Raw genomic sequence first — 19,839 nt, 5'->3', positions numbered from 1 at the left:
TCAAGTTCTAGATATTAAAAGAAGCGGTGTAAAGTCTCCTACTCTTCTCACCCTAATCTAAAGGCCTTAAAGCTTGAGTATGTTCCAAATAAATAAACGCATTATACCGTTCACTTATTTTGGAGGGCACATAATTTCCATATGCTTCAAATGCAGGGTTATACACTACTCCAATTGCTCGGTGACCGATCCATTGGTTGAACAGATAACGATTCTCTTCATTAAAGATCAGCATCTTATCTTCTGCTCCTGCTTCATGGAGTACATCCTCCCAAGAATCCTTTCGTGCTGGGGGAACCTTTTCCTTTTTGTACGGAATACCCCATTCATCTGCTGCAACAACTGTTCCAGAGTAAGTACCAAATCCCACAGCAAATACGTTATCTTTTCTATTTTGAAGTCGAAGAATTTGACCAACGTTTAGCATACCTGCATCTTTCATATCTGTAGCTGAAGCATCACCAATATGCGTATTATGCTCCCAAATAATTATTTTTGCATTCTTTCCGTCATAATCCATTATTTCATTGATTGCTTCTACCATATGTTCATCCCGCACATTCCAAGACAGGTTATCACTTCGAACCATCGCTCGGTAATACTCCTCTGCATTTTGTGCAACCATAGCGTTCATCTTTAAATTTAAGTCATTTTCTTCCTCGTCTTTAAAATTGTCTTCATGTGCCCTAATGGACTTGATAAGCTTTGACACTTCTTCTATGCAAGCTTCCGAAATATCTAACGTCGATAGCGCGTACGTTTCCGGATGACGGTTAAACGGTTCAAAACAAGAAAAGGCTCTTTGAGCAAATTGTAGATCCACTCCATTTGGATCGGTTTCCTTCAAATAACGAATGACTTCATCTAAGGATTCCCATAGACTATAGACATCTATTCCATAGAATCCCACTTTGTCTTCCTTAACCTTATTGTCATTATAAGTCCTTAACCATGCCGTAAATTCTGTAATTTCTTCATTTGCCCACATCCAAGCTGGCCATCGTTCAAATGCAGACTGGAGCATTTCTTTAACATTGGAATATTTACTGTAACCTTTTACAAATCGGTTAACCTGCTGGGTGGAGGGCCAGTCCCCCTCAACTGCTATCAACGTAAAACCTTTTTCTTTTATTAACCTTTTGGAAATCTCTGCTCTTACTTTATAAAATTCCGAGGTCCCGTGACTCGCCTCTCCAAGTAAAACAATTTTAGCTTCCCCAATTGCCTCTAAAAGAGGGTTAAAGTCCTCATTCATAGATAGTGGTAAAGCATACCTTTGAATAGACTCCTTTAAATTCTTCAATAAAAGCACTCCTCTCCCATAAAGTTTGAGTAATCTAAAATTATTTTATTCCATTTTAAATTCTAAGTAGAAATTAAACGAATTTATGGTATGATATTGTAAATTAAATGCGACGAAGAGAAGAGTAAGTAATTTAAAGTCTTCCAAAGAGAGTCCCCGTAGCTGAAAAGGGATGAAGAAGAAATTACTGAAACAAGCCTCTGAGCTTCACATAGGACCTGTTCTATACGGGGTATGATGTGACGGGTGCTCCTGTTATAGAGCTAAAGTATAAGCATATTCTATGCCGTACTTGAAAAGGTTCCATTGGTGACAATGGAACAAACTGGGGTGGCACCACGACATGATAATCTCGTCCCCAAGACAAACGTCTTGGGGGTGGGATTTTTTTATTTGTAAATAATTATCATGTCGGGAGGAATATAAATGAGTAATCGAAAAACAAGAACACTCTATTTAGGTGTAGTGGGGCTTGCAAACATTGGAGGCTGGATTTATTTACTTGCCCTCAATTTAATTATTTTGGAGAAAACCGGGTCTGTATTAGCCGTTACTGGATTATATATAATTAAACCATTTGCTAGTATGTTAATAGGGCCTTGGGCTGGAAGTGTAATCGACCGAGTATCTACAAAGCATTTAATGATATTTTTAGATTTACTACGAGCCCTTCTTGTAGGGTCATTGCTCTTGGTCGATTCGCTATGGGCAATCTATGTGATGGTTTTATTTATTCAAATGGCTGGTGCTATGTTTGAAACAAGCTCATTTACTTATATGACTTTATTGCTACCAGAAGAGGAGCGAAACAAATTTAATGCCTTGCTAAGCTTTGTTCATTCAGGTGCCTTTGTGACGGGTCCCTTCCTAGCTGGGATTCTATTTATGCTTGTCCCACTTGAGTTTTCTCTATTAGTAAATATTATTATTTTTATTTGCTGCGGCATATGGACTTCGTTCTTGCCCAATAAACTCAATGCTACAATAGAAGCAAAAAAACACCTCGATTTAAAAGAGGTGCGAGAAGATTGGTTATTAGTTTGGAAGTTCAGTAAAAAATCATTACCCTTTTTCTTAATTTATATGACTTTCCAAGGAACAATGCTGTTGACTGCTGCATTAGACTCTACTGAAGTTGCATTTGCTAAAGAGGTTCTCTCCCTCACGGACGCTGCTTATGGCTCACTTGTAAGCATAGGAGGAGTAGGCTTTCTATTAGGCGCCATATGTACGAATCTATTAGTAAGATTTCTTTCACCTAAAGCTTTAATGAGCGTTGGGACACTTTTAGTAGCAACTGGATATTTTATTTATAGTATTTCTACTACCTATTTTGTTGCAAGTCTCGGATTTCTAATCTTGTCATTTTTTCTTTCAATAGCCAATACCGGTTATATGACGTTTATACAATCTCATATAGACTCTAATATGATGGGAAGAATCTCAAGCTTATATGAAATGGCTTCCAGCTTCGTTCAAATGATTGCAGTATTGCTTTTTGGTATATTCGCAGGCTGGATATCTGTCAAAGCTGTTGTTATTGGCGGCTCCTTGCTCATGCTCATCGTGTCATGCTATCTATTAACTGTTGTATGGAAGTTCTCTAACCAAAAGATAATAGATAACATTTAACCATTTTTTACGCAGGAAAAGGCTAATACAACAGGTATCCTTTGCCTTCTCTTAAATTCTTCCTCACTCGAGAAGTGCTCACGCTTAGGTGTACCTTCGCGTAATTCCAAGATAGTAAAGCCTTCTTCACGTAACGCTGTAAAGTATTGTTCAATTGTGCGGTGAAATTTCACCACAACATGATCAATCCAAGGTTCTTCTCTTTCACCATCTATAAAATAATTGTCCACAATCCAATTCTCACGTCTCTCTCCTGTTTGCTTGCTTAAAAAGGAAGATGTCGTGAGAGGATGTTGGACACTAAACACTAATTTTCCATTATTCTTTAGACTCTTATGTATAGAGCGGAATAACTCATTTATATTAGACACATAATGTATAGCAAATCTCGAAGTAACTAAGTCAAACGAGTTCTCCGGGTAAGAATAGGATTCCATTGTATTCAAAATCACTTCTCCGTTTGTGTCTTTTAAATTTGTTGTCGCAACATCTGCCATTTTTCTGGATCCCTCAACACCTGTATACTTAGCTGCCCCATCTCGTAATAATTCCTTACCAAATAAACCATCACCACAGCCTAAATCTAATATGGACTTATTCTTAAAATTACCTACTAGCTCAAACATAATTGGTCCTTCAATTGCATTATTTGGACTATCCGGTCGACCTCTTCTATTTAAATAATTCGAAAAAAAATCTGGCTGATTATAAACATCGGACCCTTTATGTGACAATACAATAACCTCCCAATAATTTTAGTAAAATAGCGGTACATCAAAGTTTAGATAACGAGCAGAAAATGGTACGATGAGGGAATAAAATAAGGTTTATTTCAATTTAGAAAGAAACAGGTGAGTTATGAAAAAGAAAAAAGTAAATCTCTCACAAAAACAATGGATACTAGTAGGCGGATTTCTATTCCTGTTATTCTTTTTCCTATTTAACCAAGACCTAATCAATATTCTCTTAAAAGGAGATGTAGATAAAGCAAAAGAATTTTTAGACAAAAACATTGGCTATGCCTTATTTTTCATGGGACTGATCATGCTTATTCAAAATTCATTTACTGTATTTCCTCTAATCTTAGTTATAACGATTAATATTACTTTATTTGGTTTTATAAACGGATTTTTATGGAGCTGGTTTACTAGTGTTATTGCTTCCATCATTGTTTTTTATGGAGTTCGATACATTTTCCAAAGTATGATTATTCATAAGTTTAATACAAAAGTAATTGAAAAAGTAGACGTAAATGGATTTGCTTACGTTTTTCAAGCTAGACTGTTTCCTTTCGTTCCAACAAGCCTTGTGAATATATTAGGTGGGTTAAGTACTTTACGAATTTTTCCTTTTACCATCGCAACAACAGTTGGTAATTTCATATACTTCTTTGTGCTTGCTCTAATCCCCGCTGGAATTTTGTCTGCAGATTTAGATGAATATTTGATTTTAGGCATTATATTTGTATCTATTGCCTTATATTACGTATTTAAGCACATAAAGCATAAACGAAAGCCACTTGCTGAGTCTGAAAATAGTGAGTAATCATACGCGCATAAGAAAAGCATAATTTCTCTTGCAACATTGGGTCTCCTTATTACACATCTTCAAAAAACTTAAAAAGAGGATGGCTGTGACTAATATTCCGGCCACCCTCTTTTTTTAATGGCTCTGTTAAAGGTAAAGGTAGAAGTTGTTTTTCGTAAAATGGTAATATGACAACTTCTCAACATCTAATAAAACTAATCACTATGTACTTTAAAAATCTTAAGGATTCTTAAGTATTTTTCCTACTGTTTCTTTAGGTTTGAAATGTATTCTAAAGCCGTAGAAAATTCAAACCTATGGAGTGATAGTGTACATGAAAGCTTTCAGTTTTATTTTTCAATATTTATTAAACCCTAGGGAGATTGGTGCAGTCTTGCCAAGTTCAAATTATCTTGCGGAAAAAATGGTAGATAGTATTGATTTCCATAATGCAAAATACATCGTAGAATTGGGTCCGGGTACAGGAGTTTTTACAAATAAGATTATTAAAAGCAGAATTGAACATACGGTTGTTATGTTGATTGAGAGCAATAAAGAGTTTTGTATGTTATTAGAAGAAAGGTATAAGTACGAAAGGAATCTGATTATTATTCATGGTTCTGCTGAGGATATCAACAAGTATACAAAGGACTTTAATATCCCATATCTAGATTATGTAGTTTCTGGTCTTCCTTTTGCAAGTTTGCCAAAAAGTGTCTCAAGAGATATATTAATTAATACGAAAAATCTGTTAAGGAAAAATGGGATTTTTATTACTTTCCAATATACGTTATTTAAGAAAGGACTTATTGGTCACTATTTTAAGCATGTTAATATAACACGTGAGTATAGAAATATTCCCCCAGCATATGTATTCGGTTGTAGTAATTAATATATGGAGAATCTTATAGAAGGTGTGAATTGATTTGAATGGAAAGGTCTTAATTGTTGATGATGATCTAGAAATTAGAAATCTAATTTCCATCTATTTAGAAAATGAAGGGCTAGAAATAACCAAGGCGAGCGACGCCCTAGAAGCATTGGAATTATTGGAAGCCCATAATTATGATTTGATTATTTTGGATATTATGATGCCTAAAATGGATGGAATCGAGGCATGTTTGAAAATTAGGGAAGCACGTAATATGCCTATCATCATGCTATCAGCTAAATCCGAGGATATCGATAAAATTAAAGGGCTAGTTTCTGGTGCAGATGATTATCTAAGCAAACCGTTTAACCCCTTAGAATTAATAGCCAGGGTCAAATCTCAACTCAGAAGGTATAAAAAATATAATATTAAAACAGAAAGTAATAAGAGTGTTATTAAGATTGTTGATTTAACGATAAATACAGATACTCGCCAAGTGTGGATTAAGAGTAGCGAAGTAAGGCTTACACCAAAAGAATTTGATATCCTTGAACTTCTCGCACGTAATAAAGGCATTGTCCTTAGCGTCGAGAAAATATATGAAGCTGTTTGGAAAGAGAATTACTTTAAATCTGATAACACTGTAATGGTTCATATTACAAAAATCAGATTCAAAATTGAAGATGATCCGAAAAATCCTATTTACATCAAAACCATTTGGGGAGTGGGGTATAAAATATGAGGAGTAAAAAGCTAAGCGTTCAACTCCTTACAGCAATAGCAATAAGCTTTTTTATCTCAGTCCCAATTGTTAGTAATATTATACTATATGTCATGGATATTTTTTTAAAAAAACCTAATTTTATTGGGATAACTATCTATTATTTCATTTGGATAACTACTGTTATCTTAACTTTTATTATAAGTCTTTTAGTAATGATTCGTAGAAAAATAAAATATCTTCAACATATTACAGATAGTGTTCAAACCATTGCAAATGGAAATCTGGGTACTACTATTGAAATTAAGGGAAATGATGAGTTAAGTCAGCTTGCTAAAAATATCAACTATATGTCAAAAGAGTTGAAAAGTAAGTTCGAACATGAGAGGCAAATAGTGAGTGCAAAAAATGAACTTATTACAAATATTTCTCACGATTTGCGTACACCTTTAACTTCTATCATTGGATATGTAGATTTGTTGAGAAAAAAAGAATATAGAGATGACGAACAATTATATGATTATTTGGAAACCATTTATTCTAAATCACAAAATTTCAGCAAACTTATTAATGAACTATTTGAATACACCAAACTTACAAGTCCTGATCTAAAATTAAACTTTACTGAAGTTGAGTTAGGCGGATTATTAGAACAAATATTAGGAGAGTACATGCCAATTTTAGAAAAGGAAGAACTGGACATTCAAAAATCGATAACTGAAGAAGATATACACGTATCTATAGATATTGAAAAAATGGTGCGTGTCTATGACAATCTTCTAATGAATGTAATAAAATACAGCAAAAAACCCTCTATATTAAAAGTAGATCTTCATATAGTTGGCATTAAAGCTATTTTTACTATATCCAATCAAGTAGAGAACTTACCCGTACAAGACGTAAATAAATTATTTGAACGCTTTTATCGAGGAGATATGGCAAGGAAGGAAGATGGAGGGTCTGGTATTGGACTTGCCATATCTAAAAGGATTATAGAGCTTCATGGTGGAACGATTGAGGCTAATTATAGAGAAGGTTGGTTAACCTTTACAATTGAAAATATCATTAAAGAATAATTTTTTATGGGAAACGGCAAACTGTATATTGTTGGAATTTTTTTAGTGGATTTATTAAAATGGAATGGTGAAAGTTGATTTATGATGAAGAATTATAGTCTTAATACTATTCATAGCTAAATTTCCATATAGTTAAACTGGATTGTGAAAGAACGCACTTATACTAACGGTTGCCTTAGTAAAATAAAATGAGCTTGGAGATACATATCCCAGCTCATTTTTTATGAACATTTTTAAAACTAACTTTAATATAGCCTTTTTAATTTATTGGTTTTATCTATCCTTAACTAATCAATTAAGTTTTGTTGCAGTCCCTTTTTGACTATTTGAATGTAGTGTTTAATTTTTCTTCATGTACTCATATACATTTTTAGGCGGGATATTAAGTAAAGAAAGGATTTCAGTGATTTTCTTTCCAGCTGTTTTCATTTCTCTCACCTTGTACACCATTGCTTCTTCATATTCTTCGGCAATAATGAACAAAGGGTTTAATAATGACTCCCATATCTCATAATCAGAGAAATTATTTTTTGCTATTATTTTTGCTAATAGTGATTTTACATCATTTACCTTTATTGATTGATTTCCTAATAATAATTCTTTTTCTTCAAGAAAACATTTTATTTCTATTAGAATATTTATGAATGAATCCATTGAATTCGCAAGGAAACTACCAGTTCCCCAACTCCCTAATCCGTGCAACAATAATGACACTGGGTAACCTTCTTCATTTAAACCTATAATAATTGGATCACCACACAGCGTTTCATAAGCAATAACAATCCAGTTATCATCCCAGGAACCCTCTTCACCGGTTATAAGAGAATTTCCATCTAAATCGAAACTATAGCCCACTTGATACTTACCTAATTGTTCAAAAAAGAATACATCAAAGTCTACATAGTCTTTAATTTTTTCATACTCTAAATTGATTTGCTTCAAGTTCCTTTCAATGTCTTCTTTTTGTTGATAGGAATTAAACATTAAATCATTCAAAGTAATAACATCCTATCATCATTTCGTTATATAAACGAAAGGGTTATCTTTTTAAATGGTTGAAATATACATACTCCAATAGGCCTCTAGCTGTCTTTCTTGAAAAATGGTTAAGCTACTCATATTTAATATTTCTTCTTTTAAAACCTGAACTTTATCTTTTTGCTTTATATTATAAAAGTTTTTACCAAGTTCTACTCTTAATCGGTTCTTTACAGATAAATTACCAAAGGGATCGAAATAAGAATCTATTCTCGATTTATCCTTCACCCCTGTGTAGGTAAAGCGTTGGTAGTAGTTTAACTCCTTCTCAAGCTCAATGTATCTTTTTATCGCCTCGGATTCCGTAATTGTTTCCTTTAATAGCTCTAATTTAGTCTCTATTAGCTTTACTTCACTTGTATAATCATGTTCTCTTAATATGTTTAAGTTTTCTTCTACCCACTTTACATCTACTCCATAGTCTGACTGCAAGCCTAAAATATTAAAGGAACAAATAGCAAACGCATCCTTTACCTCTATATGCTCTTTGATTTCCTCTACTGATGGGTAGCCAAATTTGGAAGGTTGGATAATCTCAACGGATGGATTGTTAAATAATATATTTTCTATATCGTTCTTGTGTAGGTGGTTAACAATGATTAATAATGTTTTACCTGCATTTTCTTTGGCTATGGCTTTAATACTCATTGCCTGCATATAAGTTCTATACTGAAAGAGTCTTCTTGAAAAATCCTTTTCCCCTGATGATTTCGTTTGAATCCACTCATTCATCTGTTTAATGACTTCTTTTCTTTCGGAATAAAAGAAGTCTTCTTTTAAGTTAGGAAAAGATACAAATTTCTTAAAAGAGTTTTCTCCTCTGACAAATGCTGGTTGATCAATATCATTTATACCGAGTGCTAATTGTTGATCATTTGGGGAGGCATTCCAATCAAAGGGAAAAACAGGTATTCCCCTTTGTCGCGCATACGGTAAAATAATTTCCTGCTGCTCATAAGTAAAATCCTGAAAGTCTAATCGGGCAAATTTTTCAGGACTTCTTTCTATTCCTATTAAATCTGGCTTTACTCGATCAAAGAATGCACGATAAACGGCAGGTTGACATTCTCTTGAAACTAGCTGATATGCATGGCTTACTCCTAAAATTATCAATTTAGATTTCATATCACTTTATCCCCCCACCTTAGTTGCTAATCAGCGCTCTATATTTAAAAATTCTGTAAATTCGTTTATACTTATTTTAACATATTTTCTATATCCCTTTCGGTCAATTTATTTAATTCTTTTATGAATGCTAAATGCCCCCTAATCTCTATTTGATATAATAAAAAAGAAGGAAAAATTTATGTAAATATAGGAGATAGTAGCTATGAAAATTGCCATATTCACAGATATCCATGGAAATGGACTTGCACTGAAAGCCGCCTTAAAGGATATTGATGCAAGATCAGATATAGAAGAAATCTGGTGCTTGGGCGATATGATTGCAATGGGACCAGATACAAACGAAGTGCTAGATCTTTTATTTTCTCGACCTGATATCCGAATGATTACAGGTAATCATGATGAGGCTGTACTATCTCTCAAAATAGGAGAAGGTCATCCAGATAGCTATAAGCATACTCGCGAACATCATCATTGGATAGCTGACCAATTAAGCGATAGAAATGCAGACAGACTTAAGAATCTTCCACGTATTCTTGAAAAAGATATAAATGGAGTGCATATTCTCGGCATTCATTATCATATAGAAGAAAAAAAGAGATTCGCCCATATAAAGGATGAGCCCTTTTACACCATTTTAGATGCCACATTAGAAAACATGGAGAAAATGTTTAAATCATATCCCGCAGACATAATCTGTTTTGGACATCATCATCCTGAACATTTTTTCTCAAATGACAAGCAGATTTATTTAAATCCAGGAGCTCTCGGAGTATCAAAAGGAAGCACTGCTCCATATGCAATTATTGACGTTTCAACTGGCAAAACAACTGTTACTATTCACCATGTAAATTATGATAAAAGAAAATTTCTGGAAAAATTTAAGTTGCTAGACGTTCCCCAAAGAGAAATACTTTTTAAATTATTTTATGTAGGAGAATAAGCGCTCATGTTACAAATTATATTTTAAACACTAATCCCTTGAAGCTAAGTAAAGAGGCAGTGAGTTAATTCTTGTACTAATCCATAACTATAAGGATACCTCGTTCTGAATGAATTCCGTTTTGGTAAATATTAATTTAACTAAAGATGTTCTCTTTTATATCTGAGATTATATACAGTTTTCACTTGATATCAAAGAATTTTAGTTGTTCGGAGCATAGGCGGCGACTCTTAGGGGACACGCGCGTGGGAGAGACTACAGGCTCGACTCGTCCCCCCAGGAAAGCGTCCGCTGTAGCGGAGAACAACGACTTAGTAGTAGAAAAGAGTCCCGGAAATTACTAATAGTAAATTTCGGGACTTTTGAATTTCTAAGGTGAATTTTGTCCGAGCCTCTTTTTATTTTTAATTCACCTTTGATTATATCAATTAAATGTTAAGTAATAGTATTTTAATGATACTCATTAACACTTTTTCACTTTAAATCAGTAAAGTGTATTGACCCTATTCTGAATAGTTCTTATAATTAACAACAATCTGTAAGGATGGGAGACAGCGATAATGAAAGATTTTATAAGTAAACTACTTACTGGTATGAGTATTGGAATTGTGGTGGCCCTAATACCAAATGCATTGCTAGGCGAAATGCTAAAATTGTTAATTCCACACTTTCCTGTTTTACAGCCAATATTCGATATAACTGTATATCTAATGAGTATGCTTTCTATTTTAATTGGGGTGATGGTTGGAATGACCTTTAAGCTGACTCCTATTCAAACAGCTAGCGTTGGCTTAGCTGCTATGGTTGGAAGCGGGGCCATTACAAAAACAGCAGATGGTTTGTTTGCCTTAAGTGGTATAGGAGTGGTATTGAACACAGGTATAACAGCTGCATTAGCGGTATTATTTGTGAAATTTATCGGAGATAAGCTGAAAGCTTATGCGATTCTTTTAATCCCTACCTTAACTATTTTGTTTCCAGGTTTGATTGGTTACAATCTATTGCCGTTCATGAAAAAATCAACAGGCTTATTAGGTGATGGCATCGCTTATCTTACAACCTTACAACCAGTTGTTATGGGAGCAGTAATTGCAGTTGCATTTTGTCTTATCATTTTATCTCCTATATCAACTGTTGGTGTTGCAACTGTCATTATGCTATCTGGAATTGGCTCTGGGGCAGCTAATTTAGGGATTGTAGCCACAGGTGTCGGCCTAGCAATTGCTAGCTACAAAGCAAATAACCTAGGTACTGCACTAGCACACGTGCTTGGTTCTCCTAAAATACAAATGCGCAACTTTTTTATGAAGCCTAAAATTGTTTTTCCAATGATTATAACAGCTGCCATCCTAGGTGGATTAGCAGGAGCTTTAAATATACAAGGTACACCGATGAGTGCCGGCTTTGGATTATCTGGTCTTATTGGTCCTTTAAATTACATAAATCTAGCTGAGGGCGGATGGAACCTAGAGAATACTGCAATTATGCTGAGTACTTTTCTGATTCTTCCCATTGCATTAAATATTGGGTTGATATATTTGTTTTCTCGTAAGCTGAAAATGATTAAATCACAGGATTACAAGCTAGATTTTGAATAAGTGTACATACGAGGATTTTTTGTGTGACTTAATTAGAATTAAACTCCTATCAGCATCATACTATTTTTCAATCATAAAGAGCTATCCTATTTGAATCAGACATCTACTAACGTTTATGACTAAAAAATAAAAAGAGAGATAGCGATTATGCTATCTCTCTTTATTTATTTATAACTATCAAACAAGTCTTGGACTGTATAATAGGATTTTTTTAAACGTTCCTCGTATTCTGGTAAATCCCAGTTATCCCATTTATAGCTTTTCAAAGTCTGCAACTTGCCAGCTTCCATGGATGGCAACGTATCTTGAATACTGTCCTGCTTGTCCATGAATAAGGCTCCTATATATATTTCATCCACAAACTTGCTTGCCTCTATTCCGTCCCTATATAAATCACCAGTAAACTCTTTTTGACTTGGATCCTTTGCACGTATTAATAGCCAGGGGATTCTAAGCTCAATCTTACCGTCCGCTATATAATAGTCGGCCAAAGAATCATAATCGTCGGCTTCTGGGTCTCCATTACCTTTTTTCAGCTTACCAGCTTCATAGGCTTCAAAGGGAAGTGTAGTATTTTGTTGAGGCAAGTATAATTCCTTGTTTAAGGCATACTGCTCTACTACAAATTCACCGCTATCTAGTGAAGTGGTACTTGGCTTTGGCTTAAGTAAATTTAAAACATGACCATATTGATACGAGAAAAAATCATAATATTTATCGACCAACAGTCTAGATTCACTTTCCTTAAGATTTAGTATGAAATCTATGCCGTTATTAAAAGAAAGATCGGATATACCGTTAATCTTTGTATTCCCTTGATCAGGAACAATATCCAAAAGGAAGATAGGATATCCATCATTTTTGGTTTCATAGTCAAGCCTTAGATAAAGGTACCTTTCGTCATGGTCCACATATAAAGAGTTGATGCTTCCATCTTCTTTTTTATATAGAGGCTCTACTTCCCACTCATCCGTTTCTCCATCCACTTTTACCTTATGTCGATCAAAACTTAACAAACCAAATTGTTGCTCATTTGTTTGAGCATTAGACCAATAAGGGCGTCTATCTGGATTATCATAGTCAACTGTATTCCAAGTTCGCTTAAACCATTCATCCTGCCAGGTGAAAACCAAACCACCTAGTAGCTTCTCTGCCATGATATCTTCAAATAGACGGCTAATTATTTTTCCCTGCTCGTCTTCAGAAAGGAATCCTTGATTCCACCCAAATGGGTTTTTATGTGTTAGCCCCCTCGAACCGGGCACCCCAAATTCGGCTATTAAAACAGGGAGACGATGTGCCTCATGCAATTCTTTTAAATATGCAGCATAGCTATTAAATTCTCCACGATGGTCAACAAAAGTTTGATAAGATTCTTCATAATTAAAGAAGTCCGGATAATAAGGATATACGTGATATGAAGCAAATTGGTTAGTTAGCTTCATTTCATTTTTAGTATAAATTACGTTTGGGTCCACTCCTACTAAGTCTTCCTGCTCAGCAGGTTCTGCAGGATGATCTAAAATATCTGTTGTCACCCAATTTGTAAAGCTCATAGGTCTAATCCAGTTATAACGTTCCTTTTCGTACTTAACGATAGTATCCATTTGCTCCGCTAGCCAATATTCAAATGGCTTTGCTCCCTGAGTTTCAAAATATGTACCGCTATATTCTCCTAAGGAGCTATACTTCTCGTTCGTATTTAACACCATATAGGGATACCACTCAATTCCAAGCACCCATCCGGCGATATACTCAGAAACGTCTGCAGTATATACACCTGAAGCATGACCAGCCCTTTCCTTCACTGTTTTGTTTCCATGAATAACATCCACAATGGTCTTCATCTCTGTTTGAAAATCTTTTAAATTTTCTTCATCGAAGGCATCTAATGATTCCTCGAGCTTTTCTTCATTGATCCAGACCCCGTGTAGCACATAGATTTTATTGTCATGTTCTTCATTATAGCGTTTTAGGGCATTGTAAAAGCCTGGTGGATGCAGTGTATAAACACGTACCATGTTCGCGTTCATTTCACCTATTTGTTCAAACCAGCGATAGTATTCTTCTTCAGTGATGGCAGCTTCACCTGGAAAGTAGCCTGGTTTTCCCATACCAATGTTTACTCCCTTGACTGTTAAAGGAGTCCACTTGTCATTCTCAAACACTTCAAATGTCTCACCCTGAATTCTTGCGGTATAGCGTAAGTCAGTTTCCATTACGGTTTCCTCACTTGTATCGAAGTCTTCTAATATAACCTTCATCATAGGAAAATATGTGGACCAATAAAAAGCATTTTCCGCAAATCTCTCTGCTAAGTTATAGATATGAGAAAGACCCTTCAGCTGATAAAAAGACGGTACCTTTGCAACATCATTAAAATCTCCTGCAAAATAATAACTGGAAGAATGCGAATGTGTTTTCTCCAAAACTGCTGCAAACTCTGTAGGTATAGAGTACTCCTCTAGTAAACTCTTACCAGCCTCTGTTAGATCCCATTGATAGTTAGCTAAAACCTTTGCACCCTCTTTGGGAAGGACAATGTCAAACCAATATTGGTAATCTGTACTTTGCTCTAGGTCAAACTTTGATTCCCCAGGCTCCGTAAAGGATACTTGAATTCCTTTCTCCCCAAAATGTTTATCACTTTCTAAAACTAAAACTTCATTTTTGTCATTTACTAAAACAAAACCTCCGCCTTTATAGTTCCAACTTTCTACGGCGTCAATCATCCACTTAGGAATCTCTTCATTGCTTTTTGGGTCCAAATCTGCGAAGTATCGCCCTGTCCACCCAGTCCAATTGAGTCCTAGATAATTTTCTATACTCTCTCTAACTTTAGGCTCGGTAGGATATGCAAAAGTATTGAACTCGGCAATTAACAAGCTTTTTTCTTGATCATTTAGTCTTTCAAGAATATGATTCCATTCCTCTTGCTCAAGTCCTCCATACACCTTATTGCTACCCTCATAGACACCGTAAGTATCTGCCAAATAAATCACGTCATAATTTGAGTAATCTTTGGGTAATTGTCGTGTTTGCCCCTCTTTTTTGTTCGGTATATACCCATAGTAGTCTGATGTAGCATCATATTCATCGTTGCCATTTGAATATTTCAAATGATTCAATAGCCAAGTAAGCCCTAAATGCTCTCGATAAGACTCATCTGGTACCGTTTTATCTATGATAGCTATACTCATCTTATTAGCTGGCTCTATAAACCAAAGAATAATTGGTAGAAGTAAGATGAAGAGAATAATAACACAAACTAAATAAAATCGTTTCATCTCCACTATCCTTTCTGAGAAAGACCTTTACGCTGCATAGTTCCCCACACATTTTTCCCTAGCATGAAATGGACAATTCCTTCACATCTCCAAAATAGAGTTAGTGGCTTGTACCAAAAAATTTCTGTGAGGGAGATAACAATTAACCGAAAGACATCTCTCACTTTTGGGAATGTATTTGTGCTCCATGCCTCCAATAATATCGATAATGCTGAAAAAATTGCCCCATAAACCACAAATAATAGGGAGAGTAAAATAGCAATTTCATAATAAATGTCTCCTAAAAAGAAGGCAAAGATAATATATACATATCCACCTAGCTCAATAATTGGCCCCAAGCATTCAACAATCCAGAAATAAGGAAAAGAAATCATACCAATCCCACCGTACTTTGGATTGAAGGTCATCTTTCTATGCTTCCATAGGCTTGTGATTAAACCTTGATGCCATCTTCTTCTTTGCTTTCTTAAAGTAGCTAAATCTTGTGGAGCCTCTGTCCAACAAACCGGATCTGGAACAAATTCTATACGTTTCTTAGAATTTCTTTCCTTTAATAGGCGATGTAGCTTAACAACCAATTCCATATCTTCTCCAATGTTATGCTTGGAATATCCTCCAGCCTCTATGACCCATTGCTTGGAGAAAACACTGAAGGCTCCGGATATAATTAGTACCAAATTAAATTTACTAAGAGCAATTCTTCCCATAAGAAAAGCTCTCAAATATTCAACTACTTGCATGACAACCAAGAAATTATCGGATAGGCCGGTTTTAAAAATAGATCCTAGTTGAATATCTGACCCATTAGCTATACGGATATTCCCTCCAGTCGCTATTACTTCGCCGTTAGACAAAATAATTGGCTTCATCACCCTCAACAGAGAGGTTTCTTCTAGTATAGAATCACCATCTATGGAGCAAAAATAAGGATACCTCGCTACATTGATGCCAGCATTTAACGCATCTGCCTTTCCCCCATTCTTCTTGTTTACTAACAGTAAATTAGGGTGAATATCGGATTGGTAAATATCTAGTATAGGTTCCGTAGTAAGCTGATCTCTTATAATTTTTTTTATCTTTTTCATTTTAAATTGTTCGATTACTTTCTGTTGTGTAGTGTCTGTAGAGCCATCATTGACTACTATTAGCTCTGTTTGTGGATAACGTAGGCTCAAGAGAGAATGTATACTATCAATTACACCCGCTTCTTCATTGTATGCGGGCACAATAATAGACACAGGCTTTGAATAGATGACATCAATATAATCATCGTCTAGTTCATCCTTGTCCAGCTTAGATTGCTTTCTTAGCTGGTGGAAGGCCATTAATAGCATAATACTGTAAGTTAAAATAACGATAAGCATATAAAATAATATTATTCCCGCAAAAAATAATAGAATATATTCAAGAATATTAGCTAAGCCCATTATGGTTTTTGTCCTTTCCCTAGTGCCTCATAGGCCATATCAATTGCGTATCGATCACTAGAATTTTCTATGTACTCCTCCAAACTCTCTCTCCCATTTTTATCATTCATCATAGTTCTGGCAGCCTGTGATCGAACCCACCAGGACTCGTCCTCTAACAATATTTGTAAATGGGGTAACGTGTAGGATAGTGGTAATAGCTGAAAAAGCTTAGCAATCATTAATCTCTCCTCCCAAATAGGAGATTTCACAAACGGCAAATAAGTTTCCGGATTTATAATAACTCCAATTTCATAAATTGCCCTTAGGGACCTTATACGAATTTCTACATCCTCTTGCTTCAATTGCACTTCTAAATGAGGTAAATACTCAATATCTCTTTTAAGTCCCATCGTTTCAATTAAGGAGTAGCGACAAGTCTTAGGTAAATCACCTATTTTATCCGTTAAGTTGTCTATTAGCTCTGGTGTGAGATTTAAAAGAAGCTTTTTATACTCATATTCTGATAGAGGAACAGTACTGACTAACATATGTTGTAAAAATAATTTCTTATTAAAAAGCGAATATATCTTTAAAAGCTGAAAGTATTCTTCTCTTGAAATTCTTTTTCTACCTAGCTTTTCACAATCCTTTTGAAGAGAACTAATCCTAAAATCCTCTATACGAAACATAGCGTTCATTCGCTTGCTCCAACTCTTACTATGCAAAAGAACGCTATAGTAATCCTTTAGGTATCTATTGGAAAATTCACTGATTTTATCTTGTATAGATTCGTTAGAGAGATTTTTTAAATATGTAGCAAAAATTTCTTCTATGCCCATTATCTCTTCTCTACTGCGAGGAATGAGATACTTGTTAAAAGGTATCCCGTCTATTAAAAAGCGATGCCAATCCCCTTCATAGTCGTGAACATAAGACTCAATTTTCCCATTAACTTTTACTTCTCTTATTCTCTTAAAAATTAAATATAATCCAATTGATATTAATATCAGGGTTAATAGAAAGATAAGCAGAAGGACAAACTTAATCGATATCTGAATCATAGCCATAGCCTTTCAAAGGTTCTTTTAATTTGTGCTTCAAATAACCTAAGATTAAAAGGTTTTATTAAATACTCATCTACCCCTATTTCATAGGCATAGAGCATGTCCTCCTCGGTTTTTTTCTTAGTCATCATGAAGGTTATAAAACGCTGACTATTAGGGAGCTGTTTAACCGTATGTAAAACTTCCAAGCCATTTTTTCTCGGTAAAATATCATTCATAATAATAATGTGCGTATGACTAGTAAAATACCAATCAGATTTTAAAAACTCATAGCCATCGGAAAATGCTTTAATCTCTAATTCGAAATAGTCCACATTCATCTTTTCCAACGATGAGCTAAGTACTCTACGGAATATCTCATTTTCCTCTAATATACTTATCTTAATTTTTTCCATATCTTTTTCTTTAAAATCCTGTATGTAATTAACTTCAAAGGAGCCACCGCGATTAATTACTTCCTTTAGAGCCCCTACTCCAACCTCTAACAGTTTTTCAAAATCTGCACGATTGTTTCCTATCTCTACAACACTTGCATAGAGAGTTGAGGTTGACACTATTTTTGAATCTTTAAATAATCTGTTAAGAAATGCTTGCGCTTCTTCTTCACCACTTTGAGATAGTATAATACACCAGTTGTTTGGCTCTATTAACTCAAAAAGAAAATCCGTTTGTCTAATCTTGCTGCCTAAATATGAAGTTAAATCATCTTGCTGAAATATTTCTTCCTTTAAAGCAGCCGATAAAAAAACTGCAGTAATAGTTGTGCGAGAGCGGACGACATTAGCTTTTAATACATTAAAGAATTCTTTAATTTGAGTAAAATTTTGTTGAGACCCAGCTTCACTCCTATTTTTAGTTAAGCTCATTCCTTCACCTCTTTTAGAAATATTATCCATTAATTAATTTTTATTTACAAATAATATAATTTTACCATTTATATACCCATTTTATTGAAGAATAGACAATTTTAAATTTTCTTTTATATGTATCCCTTACATAGTTCCTACACGTAGTAAAAAATCGTCGATTTCCGTTTCAAGTACTACGCTTTCCGCGAGCACCATGGCCTCAGCCTTCAATCCAATCGACTAATATTGAACAACCCTACGAGGAATTAAACTTGTTCATGCAAGCAATTCGAAACGTGCTCGTAGGGACGATTCATAAAAAAAATTTAAAAACAAAAAATACCCAGAGAGGCGAAACTCTCCGGGTATTTTACTTTTTGAAGAATAGTCTGCTGACTGCTTTATCTATTTATAACTTATTGATAAAAATCTTTAGGTATTGCTCCTATTGTACGACGATGATAAAGTAATGGATTCTTTTCCTCATTTTTTATATCCACAACTTTACCTATTAATATAGTGTGATCTCCTGCATCCACCTGCTTAAATAAGGTACATTGTAAAACAGATTGACTATTTGTTAAAATGGGCAGATTTAACTCAGATTCACTCCAATCACATCCTGAGAAACGGTCCTCTATTCGACTAGCGAATAAATTACATAATTCACTTTGATCATCAGCTAATATATTTACTGCAAATTTATCTACCTTTAAAAATTCTTCATATGAAAAAACTCTTTTATCAATGGACCATAATATAAGTAATGGATCCAGAGAAACAGATGCAAATGAGTTAACCGTCATTCCCATTGGCTTGCCTTGCTGATTTAAAGCAGTGACCACCGTGACTCCTGTTGGATAGTTCCCCATAGCTGCTTTGAAATTTTCTATTTGTTTAGATTCATTTTCCATCTGGCAACTTCCATTCTTTTTTCTTTCATCATATCAAATGACCTTTATTCTTTCACATAATAAGTTTTATCTTTTGTTTAAATTTTGTTCTTACGGGTAAAGTATCTATGTAGAACAAACAACTGGAGGGATTTTATATGACAGTCAAATTAACCGTAGAAAATGCCGTACAGGCTAAGCAAGAAATCGAGCGATTAGAAACTCAAGGATACCATAAAGACCATATCCACATTTTCGCTCATTCAAAAGAACGTGCAGATGATGTAAATGATGCATTAGATACATCTGATGTTGGTATGAAGGAAATGGGATTCCTACAATCCATGAAAAATATGTTCACTTCACGTGGAGATGAATTAAGAGCAAAAATGAGCGGAGCAGGCTTAACTACTCAAGAGGCAGAGGCTGCTGAGAGAGAACTAGATGAAGGTAAGCTAGTTATTGTCGCTCACGACCCTAAATAAGAATAAACAAAAACAGCCC

Annotated in this window: 17 protein-coding genes and 1 other annotated feature; of the genes, 8 read left to right on the top strand and 9 right to left on the bottom strand. The window is 34.7% G+C overall.

What is annotated here, in order from left to right; genetic code table 11:
• Window positions 1–52: 52 nt before the first annotated feature.
• Window positions 53–1,303: an erythromycin esterase family protein gene (locus tag MHB55_RS02350; protein WP_229653957.1), complete on the bottom strand. Its 1,251-nt coding sequence runs from the start codon at window positions 1,301–1,303 to the stop codon at window positions 53–55.
• A gap of 103 nt (window positions 1,304–1,406) precedes the next feature.
• Window positions 1,407–1,666: a binding site (T-box leader), on the top strand.
• Window positions 1,667–1,729: 63 nt separating this feature from the next.
• On the opposite strand from MHB55_RS02350, the gene MHB55_RS02345 reads away from it, so the two are divergent.
• A complete protein-coding gene (locus MHB55_RS02345; RefSeq protein WP_154311638.1) occupies window positions 1,730–2,935 on the top strand; it encodes an MFS transporter in 1,206 nt (401 codons plus the stop codon).
• Here MHB55_RS02345 and MHB55_RS02340 read toward each other — a convergent pair.
• Window positions 2,932–3,669, bottom strand: a complete 738-nt coding sequence (locus MHB55_RS02340) for a class I SAM-dependent methyltransferase (protein WP_154311640.1) — start codon at window positions 3,667–3,669, stop codon at window positions 2,932–2,934. The two genes, MHB55_RS02345 and MHB55_RS02340, sit on opposite strands and share 4 nt — an antisense overlap.
• Before the next feature lie 124 nt (window positions 3,670–3,793).
• Between MHB55_RS02340 and MHB55_RS02335 the strand changes: the two genes are divergently transcribed.
• The 4 genes from MHB55_RS02335 to MHB55_RS02320 all read left to right on the top strand — a co-directional run bounded on the left by MHB55_RS02335 (window position 3,794) and on the right by MHB55_RS02320 (window position 7,130).
• Window positions 3,794–4,480: a TVP38/TMEM64 family protein gene (locus MHB55_RS02335; RefSeq protein ID WP_154311642.1), complete on the top strand. Its 687-nt coding sequence runs from the start codon at window positions 3,794–3,796 to the stop codon at window positions 4,478–4,480.
• Between the two features lie 316 nt (window positions 4,481–4,796).
• Window positions 4,797–5,354 carry a class I SAM-dependent methyltransferase gene (locus MHB55_RS02330; protein ID WP_154311644.1) on the top strand — a complete coding sequence of 186 codons (558 nt, stop codon included), beginning with the start codon at window positions 4,797–4,799 and terminating at the stop codon, window positions 5,352–5,354.
• A gap of 34 nt (window positions 5,355–5,388) precedes the next feature.
• Window positions 5,389–6,075 carry a response regulator transcription factor gene (locus MHB55_RS02325; protein ID WP_340862475.1) on the top strand — a complete coding sequence of 229 codons (687 nt, stop codon included), beginning with the start codon at window positions 5,389–5,391 and terminating at the stop codon, window positions 6,073–6,075.
• A complete protein-coding gene (locus MHB55_RS02320) occupies window positions 6,072–7,130 on the top strand; it encodes a HAMP domain-containing sensor histidine kinase (RefSeq protein ID WP_340862474.1) in 1,059 nt (352 codons plus the stop codon). The genes MHB55_RS02325 and MHB55_RS02320 overlap by 4 nt, the downstream gene beginning before the upstream one ends.
• Before the next feature lie 339 nt (window positions 7,131–7,469).
• Here the strand turns inward: MHB55_RS02320 and MHB55_RS02315 are convergent, their stop codons facing one another.
• Both MHB55_RS02315 and MHB55_RS02310 read right to left on the bottom strand, forming a co-directional pair.
• Window positions 7,470–8,114 (bottom strand): SMI1/KNR4 family protein, encoded by a 645-nt coding sequence (locus tag MHB55_RS02315; protein ID WP_445678242.1) that lies wholly within the window; start codon window positions 8,112–8,114, stop codon window positions 7,470–7,472.
• A gap of 63 nt (window positions 8,115–8,177) precedes the next feature.
• A complete protein-coding gene (locus MHB55_RS02310; RefSeq protein WP_144540032.1) occupies window positions 8,178–9,293 on the bottom strand; it encodes a hypothetical protein in 1,116 nt (371 codons plus the stop codon).
• 205 nt (window positions 9,294–9,498) lie between these two features.
• On the opposite strand from MHB55_RS02310, the gene MHB55_RS02305 reads away from it, so the two are divergent.
• Both MHB55_RS02305 and MHB55_RS02300 read left to right on the top strand, forming a co-directional pair.
• Complete coding sequence (locus tag MHB55_RS02305) at window positions 9,499–10,236, top strand: metallophosphoesterase family protein (RefSeq protein WP_340862472.1); 738 nt, start codon at window positions 9,499–9,501, stop codon at window positions 10,234–10,236.
• 560 nt (window positions 10,237–10,796) lie between these two features.
• Window positions 10,797–11,834: a PTS transporter subunit IIC gene (locus MHB55_RS02300; protein ID WP_144540036.1), complete on the top strand. Its 1,038-nt coding sequence runs from the start codon at window positions 10,797–10,799 to the stop codon at window positions 11,832–11,834.
• Window positions 11,835–11,998: 164 nt separating this feature from the next.
• Here MHB55_RS02300 and MHB55_RS02295 read toward each other — a convergent pair whose 3' ends face one another.
• From MHB55_RS02295 to MHB55_RS02275, 5 genes are all read right to left on the bottom strand, one after another.
• Window positions 11,999–15,121 (bottom strand): hypothetical protein, encoded by a 3,123-nt coding sequence (locus MHB55_RS02295; protein ID WP_340862471.1) that lies wholly within the window; start codon window positions 15,119–15,121, stop codon window positions 11,999–12,001.
• 5 nt (window positions 15,122–15,126) lie between these two features.
• A complete protein-coding gene (locus MHB55_RS02290) occupies window positions 15,127–16,548 on the bottom strand; it encodes a glycosyltransferase family 2 protein (protein ID WP_151111469.1) in 1,422 nt (473 codons plus the stop codon).
• Window positions 16,548–17,591: a HEAT repeat domain-containing protein gene (locus tag MHB55_RS02285; RefSeq protein WP_154311657.1), complete on the bottom strand. Its 1,044-nt coding sequence runs from the start codon at window positions 17,589–17,591 to the stop codon at window positions 16,548–16,550. The genes MHB55_RS02290 and MHB55_RS02285 overlap by 1 nt, the downstream gene beginning before the upstream one ends.
• Window positions 17,588–18,460: a response regulator transcription factor gene (locus MHB55_RS02280; protein WP_340862470.1), complete on the bottom strand. Its 873-nt coding sequence runs from the start codon at window positions 18,458–18,460 to the stop codon at window positions 17,588–17,590. Before MHB55_RS02280 ends, MHB55_RS02285 begins: the two co-directional genes overlap by 4 nt.
• 398 nt (window positions 18,461–18,858) lie before the next feature.
• Window positions 18,859–19,356, bottom strand: coding sequence for a flavin reductase family protein (locus MHB55_RS02275; RefSeq protein ID WP_154311660.1), 498 nt, complete (start codon window positions 19,354–19,356; stop codon window positions 18,859–18,861).
• A gap of 137 nt (window positions 19,357–19,493) precedes the next feature.
• Between MHB55_RS02275 and MHB55_RS02270 the strand changes: the two genes are divergently transcribed.
• A complete protein-coding gene (locus MHB55_RS02270) occupies window positions 19,494–19,820 on the top strand; it encodes a general stress protein (protein ID WP_144538564.1) in 327 nt (108 codons plus the stop codon).
• Window positions 19,821–19,839: the final 19 nt, after the last annotated feature.

It is taken from the genome of Psychrobacillus sp. FSL K6-1267 (assembly GCF_038003265.1).
GTDB classification, from domain to species: Bacteria; Bacillota; Bacilli; order Bacillales_A; family Planococcaceae; genus Psychrobacillus; species Psychrobacillus faecigallinarum.
Note: the sequence above shows the minus strand (reverse complement) of the source record. Positions and strands in the feature narration are given on the sequence as shown.

Bases quoted from the DNA above. Each gene is read 5' to 3' on its own strand.
- MHB55_RS02335 (WP_154311642.1), top strand. From the start codon at position 3,794: ATGAAAAAGAAAAAAGTAAATCTCTCACAAAAACAATGGATACTAGTA.
- MHB55_RS02330 (WP_154311644.1), top strand. From the start codon at position 4,797: ATGAAAGCTTTCAGTTTTATTTTTCAATATTTATTAAACCCTAGGGAG.
- MHB55_RS02305 (WP_340862472.1), top strand. From the start codon at position 9,499: ATGAAAATTGCCATATTCACAGATATCCATGGAAATGGACTTGCACTG.
- MHB55_RS02275 (WP_154311660.1), bottom strand. From the start codon at position 19,356: ATGGAAAATGAATCTAAACAAATAGAAAATTTCAAAGCAGCTATGGGG.
- MHB55_RS02315 (WP_445678242.1), bottom strand. From the start codon at position 8,114: ATGTTTAATTCCTATCAACAAAAAGAAGACATTGAAAGGAACTTGAAG.
- MHB55_RS02345 (WP_154311638.1), top strand. From the start codon at position 1,730: ATGAGTAATCGAAAAACAAGAACACTCTATTTAGGTGTAGTGGGGCTT.
- MHB55_RS02285 (WP_154311657.1), bottom strand. From the start codon at position 17,591: ATGATTCAGATATCGATTAAGTTTGTCCTTCTGCTTATCTTTCTATTA.
- MHB55_RS02295 (WP_340862471.1), bottom strand. From the start codon at position 15,121: ATGAAACGATTTTATTTAGTTTGTGTTATTATTCTCTTCATCTTACTT.
- MHB55_RS02280 (WP_340862470.1), bottom strand. From the start codon at position 18,460: ATGAGCTTAACTAAAAATAGGAGTGAAGCTGGGTCTCAACAAAATTTT.
- MHB55_RS02320 (WP_340862474.1), top strand. From the start codon at position 6,072: ATGAGGAGTAAAAAGCTAAGCGTTCAACTCCTTACAGCAATAGCAATA.
- MHB55_RS02300 (WP_144540036.1), top strand. From the start codon at position 10,797: ATGAAAGATTTTATAAGTAAACTACTTACTGGTATGAGTATTGGAATT.
- MHB55_RS02270 (WP_144538564.1), top strand. From the start codon at position 19,494: ATGACAGTCAAATTAACCGTAGAAAATGCCGTACAGGCTAAGCAAGAA.
- MHB55_RS02310 (WP_144540032.1), bottom strand. From the start codon at position 9,293: ATGAAATCTAAATTGATAATTTTAGGAGTAAGCCATGCATATCAGCTA.
- MHB55_RS02290 (WP_151111469.1), bottom strand. From the start codon at position 16,548: ATGGGCTTAGCTAATATTCTTGAATATATTCTATTATTTTTTGCGGGA.